Origin of the sequence: Clostridium sp. AF27-5AA (genome assembly GCF_003478415.1) — a bacterium.
GTDB lineage: Bacteria > Bacillota > Clostridia > Lachnospirales > Lachnospiraceae > Otoolea > Otoolea fessa.
This window is the reverse complement of the sequence record NZ_QUFH01000001.1, coordinates 322,665-342,396: the sequence shown is the minus strand read 5'-3', so window position 1 is coordinate 342,396 and position 19,732 is coordinate 322,665. Positions and strand designations below refer to the sequence as shown.

Annotated in this window: 15 protein-coding genes; 13 read left to right on the top strand and 2 right to left on the bottom strand. The window is 49.7% G+C overall.

Features of this window, described 5'->3' with window-relative positions; all coding sequences use genetic code 11:
- The first annotated feature begins 51 nt into the window (after nt 1–51).
- From DWY89_RS01630 to DWY89_RS01615, 4 genes are all read left to right on the top strand, one after another.
- Nucleotides 52–1,326 (top strand): aminotransferase class I/II-fold pyridoxal phosphate-dependent enzyme, encoded by a 1,275-nt coding sequence (locus DWY89_RS01630; RefSeq protein WP_117795288.1) that lies wholly within the window; start codon nt 52–54, stop codon nt 1,324–1,326.
- 241 nt (nt 1,327–1,567) lie between these two features.
- Nucleotides 1,568–3,130 (top strand): cardiolipin synthase, encoded by a 1,563-nt coding sequence (gene cls, locus DWY89_RS01625; RefSeq protein ID WP_022360469.1) that lies wholly within the window; start codon nt 1,568–1,570, stop codon nt 3,128–3,130.
- A gap of 16 nt (nt 3,131–3,146) precedes the next feature.
- Complete coding sequence (locus DWY89_RS01620) at nt 3,147–3,707, top strand: DNA-3-methyladenine glycosylase I (RefSeq protein WP_118524107.1); 561 nt, start codon at nt 3,147–3,149, stop codon at nt 3,705–3,707.
- A 131-nt stretch (nt 3,708–3,838) separates the two neighbouring features.
- The gene (locus tag DWY89_RS01615) at nt 3,839–5,290 is read left to right on the top strand and encodes a DNA/RNA helicase domain-containing protein (protein WP_118524108.1); all 1,452 of its coding nucleotides are present in this window, start codon (nt 3,839–3,841) and stop codon (nt 5,288–5,290) included.
- A gap of 136 nt (nt 5,291–5,426) precedes the next feature.
- Here DWY89_RS01615 and rpmB read toward each other — a convergent pair whose 3' ends face one another.
- Nucleotides 5,427–5,612, bottom strand: coding sequence for a 50S ribosomal protein L28 (gene rpmB / locus DWY89_RS01610; protein WP_003504147.1), 186 nt, complete (start codon nt 5,610–5,612; stop codon nt 5,427–5,429).
- A 619-nt stretch (nt 5,613–6,231) separates the two neighbouring features.
- On the opposite strand from rpmB, the gene DWY89_RS01605 reads away from it, so the two are divergent.
- The 3 genes from DWY89_RS01605 to recG all read left to right on the top strand — a co-directional run bounded on the left by DWY89_RS01605 (nt 6,232) and on the right by recG (nt 10,634).
- Nucleotides 6,232–6,588, top strand: a complete 357-nt coding sequence (locus tag DWY89_RS01605; protein ID WP_022359718.1) for an Asp23/Gls24 family envelope stress response protein — start codon at nt 6,232–6,234, stop codon at nt 6,586–6,588.
- A 15-nt stretch (nt 6,589–6,603) separates the two neighbouring features.
- Entirely contained in the window at nt 6,604–8,298 is a 1,695-nt protein-coding gene (locus DWY89_RS01600; RefSeq protein WP_118491344.1) for a DAK2 domain-containing protein, read from the top strand.
- A gap of 278 nt (nt 8,299–8,576) precedes the next feature.
- Nucleotides 8,577–10,634, top strand: coding sequence for an ATP-dependent DNA helicase RecG (recG, locus tag DWY89_RS01595; RefSeq protein ID WP_118524300.1), 2,058 nt, complete (start codon nt 8,577–8,579; stop codon nt 10,632–10,634).
- 136 nt (nt 10,635–10,770) lie between these two features.
- Here recG and DWY89_RS01590 read toward each other — a convergent pair whose 3' ends face one another.
- Nucleotides 10,771–11,958, bottom strand: coding sequence for a ribose-phosphate pyrophosphokinase (locus tag DWY89_RS01590; RefSeq protein WP_022359714.1), 1,188 nt, complete (start codon nt 11,956–11,958; stop codon nt 10,771–10,773).
- Between the two features lie 279 nt (nt 11,959–12,237).
- Here DWY89_RS01590 and DWY89_RS01585 point away from each other — a divergent pair, with 279 nt between their 5' ends.
- The 6 genes from DWY89_RS01585 to DWY89_RS01560 all read left to right on the top strand — a co-directional run bounded on the left by DWY89_RS01585 (nt 12,238) and on the right by DWY89_RS01560 (nt 19,623).
- On the top strand, nt 12,238–13,692 hold the full coding sequence (locus DWY89_RS01585; RefSeq protein ID WP_118467626.1) for a DUF512 domain-containing protein: 1,455 nt from the start codon (nt 12,238–12,240) through the stop codon (nt 13,690–13,692).
- A gap of 231 nt (nt 13,693–13,923) precedes the next feature.
- A complete protein-coding gene (gene der / locus DWY89_RS01580) occupies nt 13,924–15,255 on the top strand; it encodes a ribosome biogenesis GTPase Der (RefSeq protein ID WP_118293679.1) in 1,332 nt (443 codons plus the stop codon).
- Nucleotides 15,255–15,887: a glycerol-3-phosphate 1-O-acyltransferase PlsY gene (gene plsY / locus DWY89_RS01575; RefSeq protein ID WP_022359710.1), complete on the top strand. Its 633-nt coding sequence runs from the start codon at nt 15,255–15,257 to the stop codon at nt 15,885–15,887. The genes der and plsY overlap by 1 nt, the downstream gene beginning before the upstream one ends.
- A gap of 37 nt (nt 15,888–15,924) precedes the next feature.
- Nucleotides 15,925–16,935, top strand: a complete 1,011-nt coding sequence (locus tag DWY89_RS01570) for an NAD(P)H-dependent glycerol-3-phosphate dehydrogenase (RefSeq protein WP_118467629.1) — start codon at nt 15,925–15,927, stop codon at nt 16,933–16,935.
- Nucleotides 16,936–17,257: 322 nt separating this feature from the next.
- Nucleotides 17,258–18,451 carry an ABC transporter substrate-binding protein gene (locus tag DWY89_RS01565; RefSeq protein WP_118467631.1) on the top strand — a complete coding sequence of 398 codons (1,194 nt, stop codon included), beginning with the start codon at nt 17,258–17,260 and terminating at the stop codon, nt 18,449–18,451.
- Between the two features lie 290 nt (nt 18,452–18,741).
- The gene (locus DWY89_RS01560) at nt 18,742–19,623 is read left to right on the top strand and encodes a branched-chain amino acid ABC transporter permease (protein WP_117795313.1); all 882 of its coding nucleotides are present in this window, start codon (nt 18,742–18,744) and stop codon (nt 19,621–19,623) included.
- Nucleotides 19,624–19,732: the final 109 nt, after the last annotated feature.

Genomic DNA, 19,732 nt, shown 5'->3' with positions numbered 1-19,732 from the left:
GCTCAATTACTATATAATTATTTAAAAATAAACATATGAAGGAGAAGAAAAATGAAACGTTCAATGGAAACAACGTGCATCCAGGGCGGATGGCAGCCGAAAAATGGCGAGCCGAGAATTCTGCCGATCTACCAGAGCACGACCTTTAAGTATTCAACCAGTGAGCAGATGGGAAGACTCTTCGATCTGGAGGAAAACGGATATTTTTATACCCGTCTGGCAAACCCGACCAATGATGCAGTCGCAGATAAGATCCGTGAGCTGGAGGGCGGCGCGGCAGCAATGCTGACATCCTCCGGACAGGCGGCAAACTTTTATGCGGTATTTAATATCTGCGGCGCGGGCGATCATCTGGTCTGCTCGGCAACCGTATACGGCGGCACATCAAACCTGTTTGTCGTTACGATGAAAAAAATGGGCGTCGATGTTACGTTAGTTGACCCGGATGCGCCGGAAGAGGAGATCGAGAAGGCGATCCGCCCGAACACAAAGTGTATCTTCGGTGAGTCGATTGCAAACCCGGCTCTGGTAGTGCTGGATCTGGAAAAATTTGCCCGGATTGCACACAGAAATGGTATTCCATTTATTGTAGATAATACGTTTGCAACTCCGATCAACTGCCGTCCGTTCGAGTGGGGCGCAGATATTGTAACGCATTCTACTACAAAATATATGGATGGACATGCGATGACCGTCGGCGGCTGCATCGTGGACAGTGGCAACTTTGACTGGGAGGCACATGCAGACAAATTCCCGGGTCTGACGACGCCGGATGAGTCTTACCACGGCATTATTTACACGAAGAAATTCGGTAAGGCGGCTTATATCACCAAGGCAACCGCACAGGTAATGCGTGATCTCGGTTCCATCCCGTCCCCGCAGAATTCCTTCTTATTGAATATCGGTCTGGAGACACTGCATCTGCGTGTGCCGCGCCACTGTGAGAATGCACAGAAGGTCGCCGAGTATTTACAGAGCCGTGAAGATGTGGCCTGGGTGAATTATCCGGGACTTGAAAATGATAAATACCATGCACTGGCGCAGAAATATATGCCGAACGGTACATGCGGCGTTATTTCTTTCGGCTTAAAGGGCGGTCGTCAGGCAGCTGGCGAGTTCATGGATAAGCTGAAACTGGCAGCCATCGTAACCCATGTTGCCGATGCGAGAACCTGCGTTCTGCATCCGGCAAGCCATACTCACCGTCAGCTCTCCGATGAGCAACTCAGGGAGGCAGGCGTTGATCCAAGCCTGATCCGTTTGAGTGTCGGAATTGAGAATGTGGATGATATCATCGAGGATATCCGTCAGGCGCTGGAGGATTAAAATGCCAAGAATGGCGATATAACAGCTTTATGCCGGGTATCCGTGAGATGTTTCAATGCGGTTGTTAAAATGAGCGCTTACAACGACAGGTCAGTCGGGATGACACATAAATCTGTGTCAGTCTCCGGCTGACCTCTTGTTTTATTTGCAAAAATCTGCCATACTATGAGAGATGGCACTGTAGTTTTCAATGATACGGCAGGTGCCTGATGAATGAGGCAGAGAAATGGACTGGTAGAAAATGGAGAAAATACTTAAAAAATTGAAAAAACTGCTGCGTCTGATTTTCGGGCGTACCACGCTGGGAACGCTGTTTCTGCTGATACAGATTCTTGTGCTCTTTGCCGGGTTTGACTGGTTTAGAGAGTACCTGATCTATATGTACGGTGGATCTGCGATGCTCAGTGCGCTGGTTTTGATCTATATTATCAGCGATGAGGGAAACAGCACGATCAAGTTGTCCTGGGTAGTGCCGATATTGATATTTCCGGTGTTTGGAACGCTGTTTTATCTGTTTTTGACGCTGCAGCCGGGCACGCGCCGCATTAACCGGCGGATCGAGGAGGTTGGGACAAAACTTCGTCCGTACCTTTTACAGGATCCGGAGGTGCTGGCACACTATGAGAGCATCAGCGCCAGCGGCGGCAATCTCGTCCGCTATATGAACCAGTACGGACGTTTCCCGGCGTATGAAAATACGGGGGTACGCTATTTCCCACTGGGAGATGATATGTTTCCAGTATTATTGGAAGAACTCAAAAAAGCGGAACATTTTATATTTATGGAATATTTTATCGTAGAACACGGAGTGATGTGGGATGCGATTTTACAGGTGTTAGAGACGAAGGTCGCCGAGGGCGTGGAAGTCCGGTTTATGTATGACGGCATGGGAAATCTCTTCACGTTGCCGCACGGCTATGAGAAAGCGATGCAGGAGAAAGGTATCCAGTGTAAGATTTTTGCGCCGGTGCGTCCGGCTCTCTCGAGTTACCAGAATAACCGCGATCACCGGAAAATCTGTGTGATCGATGGTCATACCGCGTTTACCGGGGGCGTGAACCTGGCAGATGAGTATATCAACCAGCGGGTGCGCTTCGGACATTGGAAGGACACGGCGGTCATGCTCAAGGGAAAAGCTGTAGACAGTTTTACAATGATGTTTTTGCAGCTCTGGGATGTGACGGAACGGGATGCGGAAGAATATCGCCGTTTTCTGTGTCCGGAGACATTTCATATGCCGGAGGGCATGGACTATGGCGGCTTTGTGATGCCGTATGCGGACAGCCCGCTCGACGGGGAAAATGTCGGCGAGTCGGTGTACCTCGATATTTTAGGGCGTTCACGCCGGTATGTGCACATCACGACCCCGTATCTGATTCTCGATGATACGACGCTGGCGGCGCTCAAGTTTGCGGCAAAGCGCGGCGTGGAGGTCATTATTATCATGCCGCATATACCGGATAAGTTATATGCGTACCTGCTGGCTCGCAGCTATTACGCGGAGCTTCTGCGGGCTGGTGTCCAGATCTATGAATACACGCCGGGCTTTATCCACGCGAAGATGTTTACGAGCGACGATGAGAAGGCGGTGGTCGGAACGATCAACCTTGATTTCAGAAGCCTGTATCTGCATTTTGAGTGCGCGTCCTATTTCTTCCGCAATGCGGTTGTGATGGATGTGGAAGAAGATTTCCAGAAAACACTTGCAAAGAGCGAGCGGATCACTCTGGAAAACTGCCGGAAGTATCCGTTTATCCGGCGGTTTGCGGGGAAGGCACTGCGGATTCTGGCGCCGCTTATGTAGGCGAAGGGAGAAAAACATGGAATGGCACGATGGAAAACACCGCTGCCGCTGGGCGAATCCAAAGAATGAATTGTATATCCGTTACCACGACGAGGAGTGGGGAAAGCTGGTTCGGGATGATGCGAAGCTCTTTGAAATGCTGATCCTTGAATGCTTTCAGGCAGGGCTTTCGTGGGAGTGCATTCTCAATAAGCGGGAGGCATTCCGCGCCGCGTTCGATGAATTTGACCTGGACAAGGTGTGCGGTTACGACGAGGCGAAGGAGGAAGCACTCCGGACCGCCCCGGGAATTGTACATAACCGGCTGAAAATTCATGCCGCTGTCACGAATGCACGGATATTCCGGGAAATTCAGAATGAATATGGGAGTTTTGACGCGTATCTGACTCACTGGACAGGAGATGCGGTGATTCATGAGACAGGCAAGGTCAGCTCGCCGCTCTCAGATGCAGTGTCGGCAGATCTCAAAAAGCGTGGGATGAAGTTTGCCGGGACGGTGATTATTTATTCGTATCTGCAGGCGGTCGGGCGGATTGAGTCGCATGAGGATGGATGCTTTCTGGGATATAAGGTGTAAAATAACAAGATGGCAGGTGCAGGGAAAAGGGCGTGCTGGCGGTTGTGCTGGCGGCGCTCATGGAGTGTTGCGGCAAAAAGAAGGATCTATAAAGTTTGGAAAGGGCGAAAAGGAACGCAGGCGGTACAGGTATGAAAGCAATCTCTATTTACACGATTACCCGAAATCAGAATACGGAATACCTTCAAAAGCTGGAACGACAGCTTTCGGGGCGGGATGTGTTTCTGAAAATACGGGAATGGGAGCTGGACAGCATGAAAGCGCTTGTTTCGGAGTTGGAGAGACATATGCAGGCGGTGTACGCACTGCGTTTTTTCTATTCGTTTCAGATTCCGAGACTGGGGAAAGAGTTTGATCTGCTTCAGATCAAGGAAGAACAAATTTTAAACCTTGAATTAAAGAGCGGACAGGTGTCGGATGAGGCGATCCGCAAGCAGCTCATACAAAACCGGTATTATCTGGCGGCGCTGGGAAAGCCGATTCGTTCGTACACTTATATTAGCAGCCAAAACCGCCTGGTGCGTCTGACGAATCATGACCGCATTGTGGAGGCGGACTGGGAACAGCTCTGCCGGGATTTGCAACAGGAGAGTGCTGATTATCTAGGCGATATCGAAGACTTGTTTCAGGCGGAGCTGTACCTGATTTCGCCGCTCACAGAGCCGGGACGGTTCTTAAAGAAAGAATATTTCCTGACATACCAGCAGAGGGATATTGAACGCCAGATTTTAAAGAAAATCCGGGCAGACCGGACGGGATATTTCTGGTTTACCGGGCTTCCGGGGACGGGAAAAACGCTGCTTTTATATGATATTGCGATGAAACTCTCCGGGCGGGAGCGGGTGTGCATGATCCACTGCGGTGAAGCGGGAAAAGAGTGGAAGGTGCTGCATGAGCGGCTGCGGCGGGTGGAGTACCTGGCGGAGGATAGTGTTCAAACGGGAGCGGAAATCAGGATTGAAGCATACAGCGCGATCTTAGTAGATGAGGCACACCTTCTGTCGCCCAATACATTGGAAATTTTGCTGGAGATCGGCAAAACGCGTCCGGTTATTTTTTCCAGTAACTGTGAGGATATGATTTCGCCGGAAGAATTGGAGCTGGGTGCAATAAAGCTCTTGGGGGAGCAGCCGGGAATCCAGACATTCCATCTGACGAATCGGATCCGTGCGAATGCAGAACTTTCCTATTTTATACAAAATATGATGCACCTGCCGCACGGACGCGGAATGCGGCGCTATCCCCATGTCGCGGTGGTTTATGCCAATGATGAGTCAGAAGCAGCTAATTTGCGGAATGATTACATCCGTCAGGGATATGAGTGCCAGAAATCCGATTGGCAGGAAAAACTGGAAAAGCAATCCGATTCTGCCGTAGAAATACAATCTCGCCATACGCGAGAAGTCGATCGCATGGTGCATCGGCTGGATGGGCGCTATTATTATGATGAAATGGGATATCTGCGCTCGACAGAGCGCGATGTGAGACATCTTTTTTATCAGCTCAGCGAGGCAAAAGAAGAACTGGCGCTGGTGGTGATGGGAAATGAGAAGCTGTATGGAACGCTGCTGAACTTGTTTTAAGGTGTTTTGAAGGAAAGGTTTTATATAAAATGTTGGAATGTGCTCAAAAAGCATATTTCCAACATTTTTTGTCGTTCATTATGCTAAGGACAAGAAAAAAGCCTCAGGCAGACACCTGAGGCCAGTTAAACTCGATTTAGGCTCTTTCAACTAAACCGGATCTTAAGCAAGAAGTACATACATACATCTTCTGAGCTCCGCCATTAGTTTTAACCTTAACAGACTTAACGTTAGCTTTCCACATTTTGTTAGATCTTCTATGTGAATGACTCACTGCATTACCAAAATGAGCAGCTTTCTCGCAGATTGCACACTTAGCCATCGTAGCACCTCCTTAACCGATCATTGGACTTCCTATTAAAATCCATAACAAAGGTATAATAGCAGAAAATAGGAAAATATGCAAGTGAAAAACCAAAAAAAATAAAAAAAGTTTTCGACAGATGTCTATTTTCTATTTCCTTTTTAACGTGGGTGGTGTATAATATACGCGTAAGCCATGAGTCATGCGGATAAAAAAGGCTGAAAAACGGTGTTGTGCTTGCACATAAGCCGTATTTCAGACATTTTTATCCATAGGGCGAAGCCCGTGAGCGAGATGGAGCGAAGCGGAATCGAGCTGCATGACGGGGTAGAGAGACGCATATATTTCATCCCACGCGCCGACACAGGAGCCGTCTCGGCTCCGCATGTCCAGCCCGTGAAGTACTCATCCCACGCGTCGACACAGGAGCCGTCCCGGCTCCGCATGTCCAGCCCGTGAAGTACTCATCCCACGCGTCGACACAGGAGCCGCCCCGGCTCCGCATGTCCAGCCCGTGAAGTATCCATCCCACGCGCCGACACAGGAGCCGCCCCGGCTCCGCATGTCCAGCCCGTAAAAAATCATGGCATAAAATTCGAATCAAACAAAAACAAGTAAAGAAACGGAGGCTGTCAATATGAAAGGACGCATCGACAATAAAATGGGTTCGATCCAGATCGATCCGGAAGTAATTGCAATGTACGCCGGAACGACAGCAGTAGAATGCTTCGGTATCGTTGGCATGGCGGCTGTCAGTATGAAAGATGGTCTGGTAAGACTGCTTAAAAGAGAAAGCCTGACACACGGCATCAACGTAGCCATCAAGGACAATGCACTCAGCATCGATTTCCACGTAATCGTGGCATACGGGGTCAGCATCTCTACCGTTGCGGACAACCTGATCGAGAGTGTAAAATATAAAGTAGAAGAGTTTACTGGCATGAAGGTTGAGAAAATCAGCATTTATGTTGAAGGCGTAAGAGTGATAGATTAAGGAGGAACAAACCCTGTGGGCATGAATTATATAGATGCCGGGATGTTAAAGAATGCATTTCTGGCTGGAGCAAAGGGCCTGGAGGCCAACAAGGAATGGATCAATGAGCTGAACGTATTTCCTGTTCCAGATGGAGATACCGGTACGAACATGACGATGACGATTCTGTCAGCCGCCAGAGAAGTGGCAGCCGTTGAAAATCCGACGATGGAGGCGCTGGCGAGGGCGATTTCCTCCGGTTCCCTGCGTGGCGCACGAGGCAATTCCGGCGTTATCCTTTCACAGCTCTTCCGCGGATTTACGAAAGAGATTAAGACGGTAGATGTCATTACGACGAGTGTTCTCTCAGACGCATTTAACCGTGCGACGGAGACAGCTTATAAGGCAGTTATGAAGCCGAAGGAAGGTACGATTCTGACTGTTGCCAAGGGAATGGCGGATAAAGCGGCAGAACTGGCACCGCAGACCGAGGACGTACTTGAATTTTCAGAGAAAGTATTGGAGTACGGCGAATATGTTTTAAGCCAGACACCGGAGATGCTTCCGGTTTTGAAAGAGGCAGGTGTAGTGGATTCTGGCGGACAGGGTCTGATTCAGGTTATCAAGGGCTGTATTGAGGGCTTAAAAGGAAAAGTCGTGGATATCGACGCGGCAGTTACTCCGTCTGTATCGGGAAATGGAGCGGCAAAAACAGCAACAGGCGCCGGAAGCACGCAGGCAGCGGATATCCGTTTTGGTTATTGTACGGAATTTATTATCAATGCAGAAAAACCGGCGGATGAGACGACAGAGCAGGAACTGAAAGATTATCTGAGCACGATCGGCGACTCCCTGGTAGTTGTGGCAGATGATGATATTGTCAAGATTCACGTTCATACAAACGATCCAGGTCTGGCGATTCAGAAAGCACTGACCTACGGTTCCCTGTCCCGCATCAAGATTGACAATATGCGTGAGGAACATCAGGAGAAACTGATCAAAGATTCCGAACGTCTGGCGGCACAGCAGAAGGCAGAAGAGGAAGCCAAAGAGAAGAAGGAAGAACCACGCAAGAAATATGGATTTATCGCCGTATCGGTCGGAGAAGGTCTTTCTGAGATTTTCAAGGGTATCGGCGCTGACTATATCATCGAGGGCGGACAAACGATGAATCCGAGTACGGAGGATATGCTGGAAGCAATCGAAAAAGTCCATGCCGAGACAGTTTACATTCTGCCGAACAATAAAAATATTATTCTGGCGGCAGAGCAGGCAAAGAGCCTGTCAGAAGATACCAAGGTATATGTAGTTCCGTCCAAGACGGTTCCGCAGGGTATCACGGCGCTGATTAATTTTGCTCCGGATCTGACGGCGGAAGAAAATATGGAACAGATGACCGAGGAGATGAGCCACGTTAAGACCGGTCAGATTACCTACGCAGTCCGCAATACATCGATCGATGGTATGGAGATCGCAGAGGGCGATATCATGGGGATCGGCGACAGCGGCATGCTGGCAGTTGGCAAGAATATCGAGGAGACCGCGATGGAGTCACTTCGTAAGATGGTAGATGATGAGTCTGAGCTTGTGACGATCTATTATGGTGAGGATGTCACGGAAGAGGACGCAGAGGCATTCTGTGAGAAAGCCCGCAAAGAATTTACATCCTGCGAATTTGAATGCCAGAATGGCGGGCAGCCGATTTACTATTATATGATTTCGGTAGAGTAGATTTAGGTCGTTTAAAGTGATTGAAATGCGTTAAATGAATCTGCACTATTGGCTGAGAAAATGCAGATAACGAGAAAATGAATTTTCTATGTGATAGCGCAGATAAAACATTTGACGTATAAAACAAAATAATTCATAAGTATGAAATGAGGCAGGTCAGGGGAGAGATCCCTGCGTCCTGCCTCTCTTTCATTCCAATGTATTCCCGGATTTTTTGTCCGGTAACTGTCCGCGTGGCTGATTTTCCGGAGAATATTCTGAAAAGCAGGAGGAGATAAATGGAACAGCAGAATATAACCGCTGTCAAGGGCATCGGTGAAAAGACGGCAAAGCTATTTCAAAAAATAGGCGTGGAAACGGTGGAAGAACTGCTCCATTATTATCCGCGTGCTTATGACGAGTTTAAGGAACCGCAGCCGATCGCGGAACTGAAGGAAGATACGATCGCGGCAGTCGGCGGAATCCTGGCAAAAACGGCGGATGTGGTGCGGTATGGAGCGCGCCTGCAGGTTACGACGGCTGGATTGCGGGACAGCGGAGGCACACTGGCGCTGGCATGGTACAATATGCCCTATCTGCGCGGGACGCTCAAGGCGGGGGAACGCTTTATTTTCCGTGGTCGTGTGGTAAAAAAACGGGGAAGACTTACGATGGAGCAGCCGGAGATCTACCGCCCGGAACAGTATGCGAAAGTCGTGTCGTCTATGCAGCCGGTTTACGGACAGACGAAGGGACTTGGCAATAAGACGATCGCAAAGGCAGTCACGGAAGCCCTCACGATGCGCCAGATGGAACGGGAATATCTGCCGGCTGGTCTGCGGGAAAAGTACGGATTGGCGGAAATCAACTATGCGCTGGAGCACATCCATTTTCCGGCAAACCGGGAAGAACTGATGTTTTCCCGGAAACGTCTTGTGTTTGATGAATTTTTCATGTTCCTGATGTCGGTGCGCCTGCTCAAAGACAAAAAAGAAGATAAAAAGAGCGCATATCCATTTACGTTTTCTGGGGAAATGGCGTCGGTGGAAGAGCGCCTCCCATATGCTCTGACCGGGGCACAGAAAAAGGTAATCCGGGAGGTGTACGCCGATTTGTCCGGCGGGCATATCATGACCCGATTGATTCAGGGCGACGTTGGTTCGGGTAAGACGATTGTGGCGATTCTGGCGTTGCTGCAGGCGGCGGCAAATGGATATCAGGGGGCGCTGATGGTGCCGACAGAGGTACTGGCGCGCCAGCATTACGAGTCGATGACCGAATTGTTTGCGTCGCTGGGAATCACATATCGTCCGGTGCTTCTGACCGGTTCGATGACAGCGAAGGAAAAACGGCATGCCAGAGAGTCGATTGAAAATCATGAGGCAGATATCGTGATTGGAACCCACGCGCTGATTCAGGAAAAAGTGGTGTACGACAATCTGGCATTGGTAATCACGGATGAACAGCACCGTTTTGGAGTGGTACAGCGGGAAATGCTGAGCAAAAAAGGCGGCGAGCCGCATGTGCTTGTCATGAGTGCGACGCCGATCCCGCGGACGCTGGCGATTATTTTATATGGGGATCTTGATATTTCCATCATCGATGAACTTCCGGCAAACCGGCAGCAGATCAAGAACTGTGTCGTGAACCGTGAATTTCGCCCGAATGCCTACCGTTTCATCGAAAATGAAGTCCGCGCCGGCCGTCAGGCATACGTCATCTGCCCGATGGTCGAGCCGAGCGAGATGCTGGAGGCAGAGAACGTCATCGATTATACCGAAGAGCTGCGCCGCGCCCTGTCCCCGTCGATCCGGGTGGAATATCTGCACGGAAAGATGAAGGGAAAAGAAAAAAATGCGATCATGGAAGCATTTGCGGCAAATGAGATTCATGTGCTGGTATCCACCACGGTCATCGAGGTCGGAATCAATGTCCCGAATGCTACCGTTATGATGATCGAAAATGCCGAGCGTTTCGGTCTGGCGCAGCTCCATCAGCTCCGCGGCCGTGTCGGTCGAGGAAAAGATCAGTCCTACTGCATCATGGTCAACGCCTCCGGCGAGGAAGACGCCGGAAAGCGGCTGGATATTCTCAATAAGTCAAATGACGGCTTCTACATCGCCTCCGAAGACTTAAAACTGCGCGGTCCCGGCGACCTATTTGGCGTCCGCCAGAGCGGTGATCTCGAATTCCATTTAGCAGATATATTTGCAGATGCAGATATATTGAAGGCAGTTTCGGATGAAGTGAAGAGATTAATGGATAAAGATCCGCTGTTGGAGGCGGAGGAGAATCAGGAGCTGAAACGGAAGATGAATGGGTATTTAGAGAGAGGATGGGAGAAGGTGAATTTGTGATGGGGATGGATTGAATTGCAAATCGCGGTTTGAGTAGATTAATTAGAAAAAGCTCCTGCATACACAGAATGAACATTCATCTGTGTATGCAGGAGTTTTTTGAAATTTCCAGCCGTTTATCAGCCGTCAATTCTCATTACATCTGTCCCTCGTTATACCGCTTAATCAGCTTCTGGATCTTCGCCGTCGGTGTCAGTGCGTTCTCCAGAGATACGTTATGGTTCAGGGAGTTGATGATTGCAGCGATAAACTTGCTCATATCAGCTTCTACATACCAGTCACGTTTAAGAAGTTCCGGCGTGTGGTAGTTTAAGTTGGTGGTTACGACGCAGTCGAGGTAACCTTTTGCGAAAAATTCGTCGAATTTCTCAAGTCCGTTGGTGAACAGACCGAAGGTAGCGCATACAACGACGCGTTTTGCCTTGCGCTCTTTGAGGGCGCGGCAGGTGTCCAGCATGCTCTCGCCGGAGGAGATCATGTCATCGATGATGAGAACGGTCTTTCCTTCAACGGAAGAACCTAAGAACTCATGGGCAACGATCGGGTTACGTCCATTGACAACACGGGAGTAATCGCGGCGTTTGTAGAACATACCCATGTCAACACCCAGGTTGTTTGCCAGATATACGGCGCGGGACATAGCGCCCTCGTCCGGGCTGATAACCATTAGGTTGTCCTTGTCGATCTTTAAGGTTTTGTCATGGTTCAGTAATGCCTTGATAAACTGGTAGGTCGGCATGAAATTATCAAAACCGCTTAACGGAATGGAGTTCTGTACACGCGGGTCATGTGCATCGAAGGTAATGATGTTGCTTACGCCCATCTGAATCAGTTCTTCGAGCATCATCGCGCAGTCAAGGGATTCACGACCGCTGCGCTTGTGCTGGCGTCCTTCATATAAGAACGGCATGATAACATTGACACGATGTGCGGTAGCAATGGATGCGCCGATGATACGTTTTAAATCCTGATAATGGTCGTCCGGGGACATATGATTGGTAAATCCGCTCATTTTGTAGGTCAGGCTGTAGTTGGTTACATCGACCATGGCGTAAATATCGGTACCACGGACAGACTCATTGACGATGCCTTTTGCTTCACCGCTTCCGAAACGCGGGCACGCGCAGTCAAGCATGTAGGAATCAGCATCATAGCCGCGGTACTGTAAATTTTCCTGACGTTTTTTCAGGACTTCAATATCGTTGCGGCGGAAATTGATAATGTGGGAGTTGACTTTCTCAGCCAGATCCCGGCAGCTCTCCAGTGCGGCAATTTTAAGCGGCGCAACCGGAAGCGTGTCATTAAACACGTAGTCATTCGACATGATTATACCTCCAAACAGTGTAGGTCCTTCGATGCATGCGGGCAGAGCGTACAAGTTTGTCTGCCATTTGCAGGACATAATACAACTACTTTATACCATTTTATGATAAGAAACGTCAATAGCAAATGAGAAAATTACAAAAAAAATCAAATATTTGGCGTGCTTCCCCAAAAATCCACATCTGCGAATCGGAAGCACAACTTTACAAAAAAGCTGATTACTGTTAATATAATACTGGATTCTTAGGGTTTAAAAATATTTGAAATGAGGATTTTATAAATGAAAAAAGGTCATCTGATAAAATCGGTCGATCCGGGCTCGATTGCGGAGGAAATGGAGCTGGAGCCGGGGGACGTCCTTTTGACGATCGATGGAGATGAGATAGAGGATATTTTTGATTATGAATATAAGATAAACAGCGAGGAGATCACGCTGCTGGTCCGCAAGAAGAACGGCGAGGAGTGGGAACTGGATATCGTAAATGAGTATCAGGATCTGGGGATTACCTTTGAAAATGGTCTGATGAGCGATTATCGTTCCTGCAGGAATAAGTGCATCTTCTGTTTCATCGACCAGATGCCGCCAGGCATGCGTGAGACACTGTATTTTAAGGACGATGATTCCAGACTTTCGTTCCTGCAGGGCAACTATATCACGCTGACGAATATGAAGGATAAGGATATTGAGCGGATTATCCGGTTTAAGCTGGCGCCGATCAATATTTCAGTGCAGACGACAAATCCGGAGCTGCGCTGCAAGATGCTTCATAACCGTTTTGCCGGTGAGGCACTCCAGAAAATCGACCGCCTGTATGAGGCGGATATCCCGATGAATGGTCAGATCGTTTTATGCCGGGGCGTCAATGACGGGGCGGAGTTAGACCGTTCGATCCGTGATCTGACGAAATACATTCCGGCGATGCAGAGTGTTTCGGTCGTGCCGGTCGGTCTCTCGAAGTACCGCGATGGTCTGTATCCGCTTGAGCCGTTTACACCGGAGCAGTTGGGCGATACCATTGATTTGATAGAGAAATGGCAGAAGAAGATCTATGCGGAACACGGTATTCACTTCATTCACGCCAGCGATGAGTTTTACATGGGCGCCGGGCGCCCGCTTCCGGAAGCGGATCGCTATGATGGCTATATCCAGCTGGAAAATGGGGTCGGCATGATTCGCCTGATGGAGGAGGAGATAGCCGAGGCTCTGGAGCAGCTGCATCCGGGCGAGGCTGGCGAGGTGTGTCCGGAGGAGATTTCGATTGCAACGGGACGGCTGGCTGCCCCGTATATTGAGCAGTATGTAGAGCGCGTGTGCCGCCAGTTCCCGGGGAAAAAGGTACATGTATATGCGATCCGCAATGACTTCTTTGGTGAGCGGATCACGGTGGCGGGGCTGATCACGGCAAAGGATCTGATTGCACAGTTAAAGGAACAGCCGCTTGGCAGCCGCCTGCTGCTTCCAAGCGCCATGTTCCGAAGTGGCGAGGAGACATTTCTGGATGATCTGACCCGCACGGATGTACAAAATGCTTTACAAGTTCCGGTGGATATTGTAAAATCAAGCGGACGTGATTTTGTGGAAGCAATTCTGGCTCCTGTGAAGGAGGAAAGCTCCAGGCATGGCGAGTATGAGCCGGATCCGGAGGAATTTGCCGCTCAGATGGATGATAACTGGCAGGAAGAAGATCTGGATGGCGTACAGGTGTACGCATATGAGCCGGAAGACCTGGATTAGGATGCCCCGGACGAAGTCGTTTGTTTTGAAGAGGAAGACTTAGATCTGGAGGATGAGAAAGAAACGTGATGGCTGGAAATACAGTGGAAAACGTGCTTTCGGACACACAGAAAGAAAGCGTCTGGATGTGAAATGCATCACAATGAATGAAACAAGTAACTGGACAATAAAAATAGCAGTTGTGGATTTACAAACCAGTTGCGGAGCATGAAAATAAATGGAGGCATAAATATGAAAAAGAAACCGGTGGTGGCGGTCGTTGGACGTCCAAACGTGGGAAAATCCACCCTTTTCAACGTCCTTGCGGGCGATATGATTTCGATTGTAAAAGATACTCCAGGTGTAACGCGTGACCGTATTTACGCGGACTGTACCTGGTTAGACCATTCTTTTACTCTGATCGATACTGGCGGTATCGAGCCGGATACGAAGGATATTATCCTGTCCCAGATGCGTGAGCAGGCGGAGATCGCGATCGCGACGGCGGATGTGATCCTGTTTATCGTAGATGTGCGTCAGGGCATGACCGATTCGGATTCCAAGGTGGCGGATATGCTGCGTAAATCGAGAAAACCGGTTGTTCTGGCGGTCAATAAAGTAGACAATCCGGCGAAATTTGGCAATGACGTCTATGAGTTCTACAACCTCGGTATCGGTGATCCGGTAGCGATCTCGGCAGCCTCTCGTCTGGGATTGGGCGATCTGCTGGATGCAGTCGTGGCACATTTCCCGGAGGGAAGCGGCGACGAGGAAGAGGATGACCGTCCGAGAGTGGCGATTGTCGGAAAACCAAACGTAGGTAAATCTTCTATTATAAATAAGCTTCTGGGCGAGAACCGCGTCATCGTATCGGATATCGCCGGTACGACCCGCGATGCAGTCGATACAGAGATTGTCCGCAACGGTACCGAGTATGTCTTTATCGATACGGCAGGTCTGCGCCGCAAGAGCAAGATCAAGGAGGAGCTGGAGCGCTACAGCATCATCCGTACCGTAACGGCGGTTGAGAGAGCGGATGTGGTTCTGATGGTCATCGACGCGAAAGAGGGAGTAACCGAGCAGGATGCAAAGATTGCCGGTATCGCCCATGAGCGTGGAAAAGGTATTATCATCGTGGTAAATAAATGGGATGCGATCGATAAGACCGATAAGACTATTTATGAGTACACCAATAAGATTAAGACCGTTCTGTCCTTTATTCCGTATGCGGAGTTCGTGTTCGTATCCGCACTGACCGGACAGCGTATGAATAAGCTGTTTGAGATGATCGACATGGTGCGCGAAAATCAGACACTGCGTATTGCAACCGGCGTTCTCAATGAGATCCTGGCAGAGGCAGTGGCACTGCAGCAGCCGCCGTCTGACAAGGGCAAGCGTTTAAAGCTCTACTATATGACACAGGTAGCGGTCAAACCGCCGACATTCGTTGTGTTTGTCAATGATAAGGAACTGATGCATTTCTCATATACACGGTATCTCGAGAACAAGATCCGTGACGCATTCGGATTCAAGGGAACTTCCTTAAAATTCCTGATCCGCGAGAGAAAGGGGAAGGATCAATAATGGAACGTCTCATCTGTATTGTGATTGGCTATATCTTTGGTCTGATCCAGTCCGGCTATCTGTATGGAAAGGCGAATCATATGGATATCCGCCAGTACGGCAGCGGAAATGCCGGTTCTACGAACGTCCTGCGTGTGATGGGAAAGAAAGCGGGCGCGATCGTATTTTTAGGGGACTTTTTCAAGGCGGTGTTTGCAATGGCAGTCTGCCGTCTGCTGTTTAAGGGAAATGCGGACGTGGATCTTCTTGCGTTGTATGCGGGTCTGGGAGTCACACTCGGTCACAATTTCCCGTTTTACCTGAAATTCAAGGGCGGCAAGGGAATTGCCTGCATGGCGGGCATCATGACAGCGATGGATCTGCGGATTACGCTGACCTGTTTCGTGATTTTCTCCGTGACGGTGTTCCTGACCCGCTATGTATCGCTTGGTTCGATTCTTGTGTCGATCACCTTTTTTGCAGAGCTTGTGATCTTTGAGAGCATGGGTTCCTACCGGGTAAGCACGCCGAACCGCATCCAGTTCTATGCACTGGGCGCGATTCTGATGTGCATGGCGATCTGGCGCCATCGGAGCAATATTGGGCGTCTGTTGTCCGGCACAGAAAATAAACTGGGCGCGAAGAAATCATGAGAGAAGAAGAGAGAAAAGCAGGTCGGGAGGTATCAGGATGGCAGCAGTAGGAATTATCGGAGCCGGAACCTGGGGCACAGCCCTGGCGGTGCTTCTGAACAATAATGGACACGATGTGACAATCTGGTCCGCATTTGATACAGAGATCCAGGAAATGAGCCGCACCAGACGGCACAAAAATCTGCCGGAGGTTGTACTTCCGGATCAGATCCAGATGACAGCGGATCTGCGCACCGCGATGGCGGAGAAGGATATGCTGATTATGGCGGTTCCGTCCGTCTATGTCCGCAGTACGGCGGCGAAGATGAAGGAATACCTGCGTTACGGTCAGATTGTTGTGGATGTAGCGAAAGGAATCGAGGAGCAGAGTCTTATGACGATGTCACAGGTCATCGAGGAGGAACTTCCGCTGGCGGAGGTAGCCGTCCTTTCCGGACCGAGCCATGCCGAGGAGGTGAGCCGGGGATTGCCGACCACCTGTGTGGCAGCGGCGCACCGCAAAAAGACTGCCGAGTTCATGCAGAGTGTGTTTATGAGCCCGGTGTTCCGTGTTTACACCAGCCCGGATATGCTGGGCGTGGAAATTGGCGCGGCTCTTAAAAATGTCATTGCGCTGGCAGCCGGTACCGCGGATGGGTTGGGATGCGGCGATAACACAAAGGCGGCGCTGATCACCCGCGGAATTGCGGAGATTGCCCGTCTGGGTATTGCAATGGGCGGAAAACAGCAGACCTTCTACGGATTATCCGGCATCGGTGATTTGATCGTAACCTGTGCGAGCATGCACAGCCGCAACCGCCGGGCGGGGATCCTGATTGGAAAGGGATATACGATGGATGAGGCGATGAAGGAAGTGCAGATGGTTGTCGAGGGCGTTTATTCTGCGAAAGCCGGTCTTCTGCTGGCGCAGAAATACGGCTGCGATATGCCGATCGTTTCCCAGGTCAATCAGGTGCTGTTTGACGGAAAATCTCCGAAAGAGGCGCTGGCGGATCTGATGATGCGCGATCCGCGGATCGAATCGAGCGATCTTCCGTGGGAAGGATAATTCAGGCGGTAGCCGTTTTTCTGAATTTGAGTGATTAAATTCGGGAAAATAGCAATGAGATCTACTATGTTTTTCTGGAAAATGCAGGTGTCCACGTCAGGTGGACAAAAGCTTATAAAAGTGTTTGCTATAACCTGTAAGAATACTTAATATAACTACGAGATCTGGAAAAGAGAGAATTTAGCGAAAAAAAACGAAAATCCGCTAAATTCCCTCTTTTTTAAGTGGTTTTTGTATTGACAATTAGAGGGGTAAAATTTATAATTGCCTCATTCAAATAGTTGTTGTATTCCATTGCAGCATAGAATTGGAGGAGAATATTATGAAAAAAAGAGTAGTTAGTCTTGGACTTGCAGCCATGATGGCGATGTCTATGACCGCTTGCGGTGGCTCTGGAAATGCGAGCACTTCTGAATCAGCAGCAGAAGACGCACAGGGCGCAGAGGGAGCTGACGGCGAAGTATTTAAAATCGGCGGCATCGGACCGATCACCGGTGCGGCTGGCGCTTACGGCGAGGCTGTAAAGAATGGTACTGAGCTGGCAATCAATGAGATCAACGAGGCTGGCGGTATCAATGGTTACCAGGTAGCGTTCAACTTCCAGGATGATGAGAATGATCCGGAGAAGGCGATCAACGCATATAATACCTTAAAAGACTGGAACATGCAGATGCTTCTTGGCACCGTTACTTCCAAGCCGTGTATCGCAGTTGTAGCAGAGACAACAGCAGATAACCTGTTCCAGCTGACTCCGTCCGGATCTGCTGTTGAGAGTATTTCCGGCGACAACGCATTCCGCGTATGCTATTCTGACCCGGATCAGGGACGTGCATCCGCTCAGTACATCGGCGAGCACAAACTGGCAACTAAGATCGCTATCATCTACGACAGCTCCAGCGAATACTCCGATGGTATCCGCGAGTCCTTCGTAGCAGAGGCTCCGAATCAGGGTCTGGAGGTAGTAGCCAGTGAGGCATTTACATCTGATAACAATACCGATTTCTCCGTACAGCTTGATAAAGCAAAAGAGTCCGGCGCTGATCTGGTATTCCTGCCGATCTACTATCAGGAGGCATCTGTTATCCTGAAACAGGCAAACGATAAAGATTTCCACCCGCAGTTCTTCGGCTGTGATGGTATGGACGGTATCCTGAGCGTTGATGGCTTTGATAAGTCCTTAGCAGAAGGTCTGATGCTTCTGACTCCGTTCTCCGTAGACGAGGAGTCCAGCCAGGACTTCGTAACTGCTTATCGTGATGCTTACGGCATCGACCCGCTTCAGTTCGCAGCAGATGCTTACGACGGCGTATATGCAATTAAGGCAGCTGCAGAGAAGGCAGAGATCACACCGGATATGAGCACTTCCGATATCTGCGATGCACTGAAAACAGCTATGACTGAGATCCAGATCGATGGTCTGACCGGTACAGAGATGCACTGGACGGCAGAAGGCGAGCCGCAGAAAGCGCCGAAAGCTGTAGAGATCAAAGACGGCAAATATGAGATGATGCAGTAATTAAAAATTTAAAAACTTCAGAACCGTTGCGGCTATATGTATGTAGCTCTGATGGGACTGTTACTGGATGTCCGGCGGCACAGATGGCTGCCGGGCATTTAGTAACAGCTTTCTTTTTAAAACGGTTCACTGCACATGCTTGCCTGCGACGACGACTGGGTGTTTGCTTTCTGCGGACTGCGAGACGGTCATGTTTGTTCTGCTAAATTCGGTCACAGGTAAACATGTGCAGCGAAATGCGTGTACAGGGAAATGCGAAAACGTAGAAACAAAGAGGTAGGTGTATACATATGAGTTTTCTTTCTTATTTAATCAATGGCATCAGTCTGGGAAGTGTCTATGCGATCATTGCACTGGGCTACACCATGGTTTATGGCATCGCGCGTATGCTGAACTTCGCACACGGCGATATCATCATGGTAGGCGGTTTCACAGTGTTTACGATTGTCACAACGATGGGCGGTTCTCCGGTTGTGGGTATTCTGGCTTCGGTGGTTGTGTGTACAGTGCTGGGCGTTACCATCGAGCGAGTTGCATACAGACCGTTGCGTGACGCGTCCCCGCTGGCAGTTCTGATCACCGCGATCGGTGTCAGTTATCTGCTCCAGAACGTGGCGCTTCTGATTTTTGGTTCCAATGCGAGACAGTTTACATCAGTTATTACTGTACCGGCATTAAAGCTGGCTGGCGGCAAGCTTTCGATCTCCAGTGTCACGATCGTGACGATTTTAAGCTGTATCGTGATTATGGCTGCCCTGATGGCATTTATCAATAAGACGAAAATGGGACAGGCGATGCTGGCGGTTTCTGAGGATCGCGGTGCGGCAACCTTGATGGGTATCAATGTAAACCGCACGATCTCCGTAACCTTTGCGATTGGTTCCGCTCTGGCGGCAGTAGCAGGCGTGCTGCTCTGCTCGGCGTACCCGTCCCTGTCTCCGTACACCGGTTCCATGCCGGGTATCAAGGCATTCGTGGCAGCGGTATTTGGCGGTATCGGTTCGATCCCGGGCGCATTTATCGGCGGTATCCTGCTTGGTATCATTGAAAACCTTGCCAAGGCGTATATTTCCTCCCAGCTTTCTGACGCGATCGTATTCTCTGTCCTGATTATCGTGCTTCTGGTCCGCCCGACCGGTATTCTCGGCAAGAAGATGACGGAGAAAGTATAATAGAGAAAATTATACGATGGTTCATGCCGGGGACTTTTGAAACGGAAAGTGCCGTGTGAAAACAAGATGGTGCATGAACTGCAATAAGCAAGAGAAAGTGCAGGTGTTT

Excerpts from the sequence above, each read along its gene's own strand:
- DWY89_RS01630 (WP_117795288.1), top strand. The coding sequence starts at position 52 with ATGAAACGTTCAATGGAAACAACGTGCATCCAGGGCGGATGGCAGCCG.
- cls (WP_022360469.1), top strand. The coding sequence starts at position 1,568 with ATGGAGAAAATACTTAAAAAATTGAAAAAACTGCTGCGTCTGATTTTC.
- DWY89_RS01620 (WP_118524107.1), top strand. The coding sequence starts at position 3,147 with ATGGAATGGCACGATGGAAAACACCGCTGCCGCTGGGCGAATCCAAAG.
- DWY89_RS01615 (WP_118524108.1), top strand. The coding sequence starts at position 3,839 with ATGAAAGCAATCTCTATTTACACGATTACCCGAAATCAGAATACGGAA.
- rpmB (WP_003504147.1), bottom strand. The coding sequence starts at position 5,612 with ATGGCTAAGTGTGCAATCTGCGAGAAAGCTGCTCATTTTGGTAATGCA.
- DWY89_RS01605 (WP_022359718.1), top strand. The coding sequence starts at position 6,232 with ATGAAAGGACGCATCGACAATAAAATGGGTTCGATCCAGATCGATCCG.
- recG (WP_118524300.1), top strand. The coding sequence starts at position 8,577 with ATGGAACAGCAGAATATAACCGCTGTCAAGGGCATCGGTGAAAAGACG.
- DWY89_RS01590 (WP_022359714.1), bottom strand. The coding sequence starts at position 11,958 with ATGTCGAATGACTACGTGTTTAATGACACGCTTCCGGTTGCGCCGCTT.
- DWY89_RS01585 (WP_118467626.1), top strand. The coding sequence starts at position 12,238 with ATGAAAAAAGGTCATCTGATAAAATCGGTCGATCCGGGCTCGATTGCG.
- der (WP_118293679.1), top strand. The coding sequence starts at position 13,924 with ATGAAAAAGAAACCGGTGGTGGCGGTCGTTGGACGTCCAAACGTGGGA.
- plsY (WP_022359710.1), top strand. The coding sequence starts at position 15,255 with ATGGAACGTCTCATCTGTATTGTGATTGGCTATATCTTTGGTCTGATC.
- DWY89_RS01570 (WP_118467629.1), top strand. The coding sequence starts at position 15,925 with ATGGCAGCAGTAGGAATTATCGGAGCCGGAACCTGGGGCACAGCCCTG.
- DWY89_RS01565 (WP_118467631.1), top strand. The coding sequence starts at position 17,258 with ATGAAAAAAAGAGTAGTTAGTCTTGGACTTGCAGCCATGATGGCGATG.
- DWY89_RS01560 (WP_117795313.1), top strand. The coding sequence starts at position 18,742 with ATGAGTTTTCTTTCTTATTTAATCAATGGCATCAGTCTGGGAAGTGTC.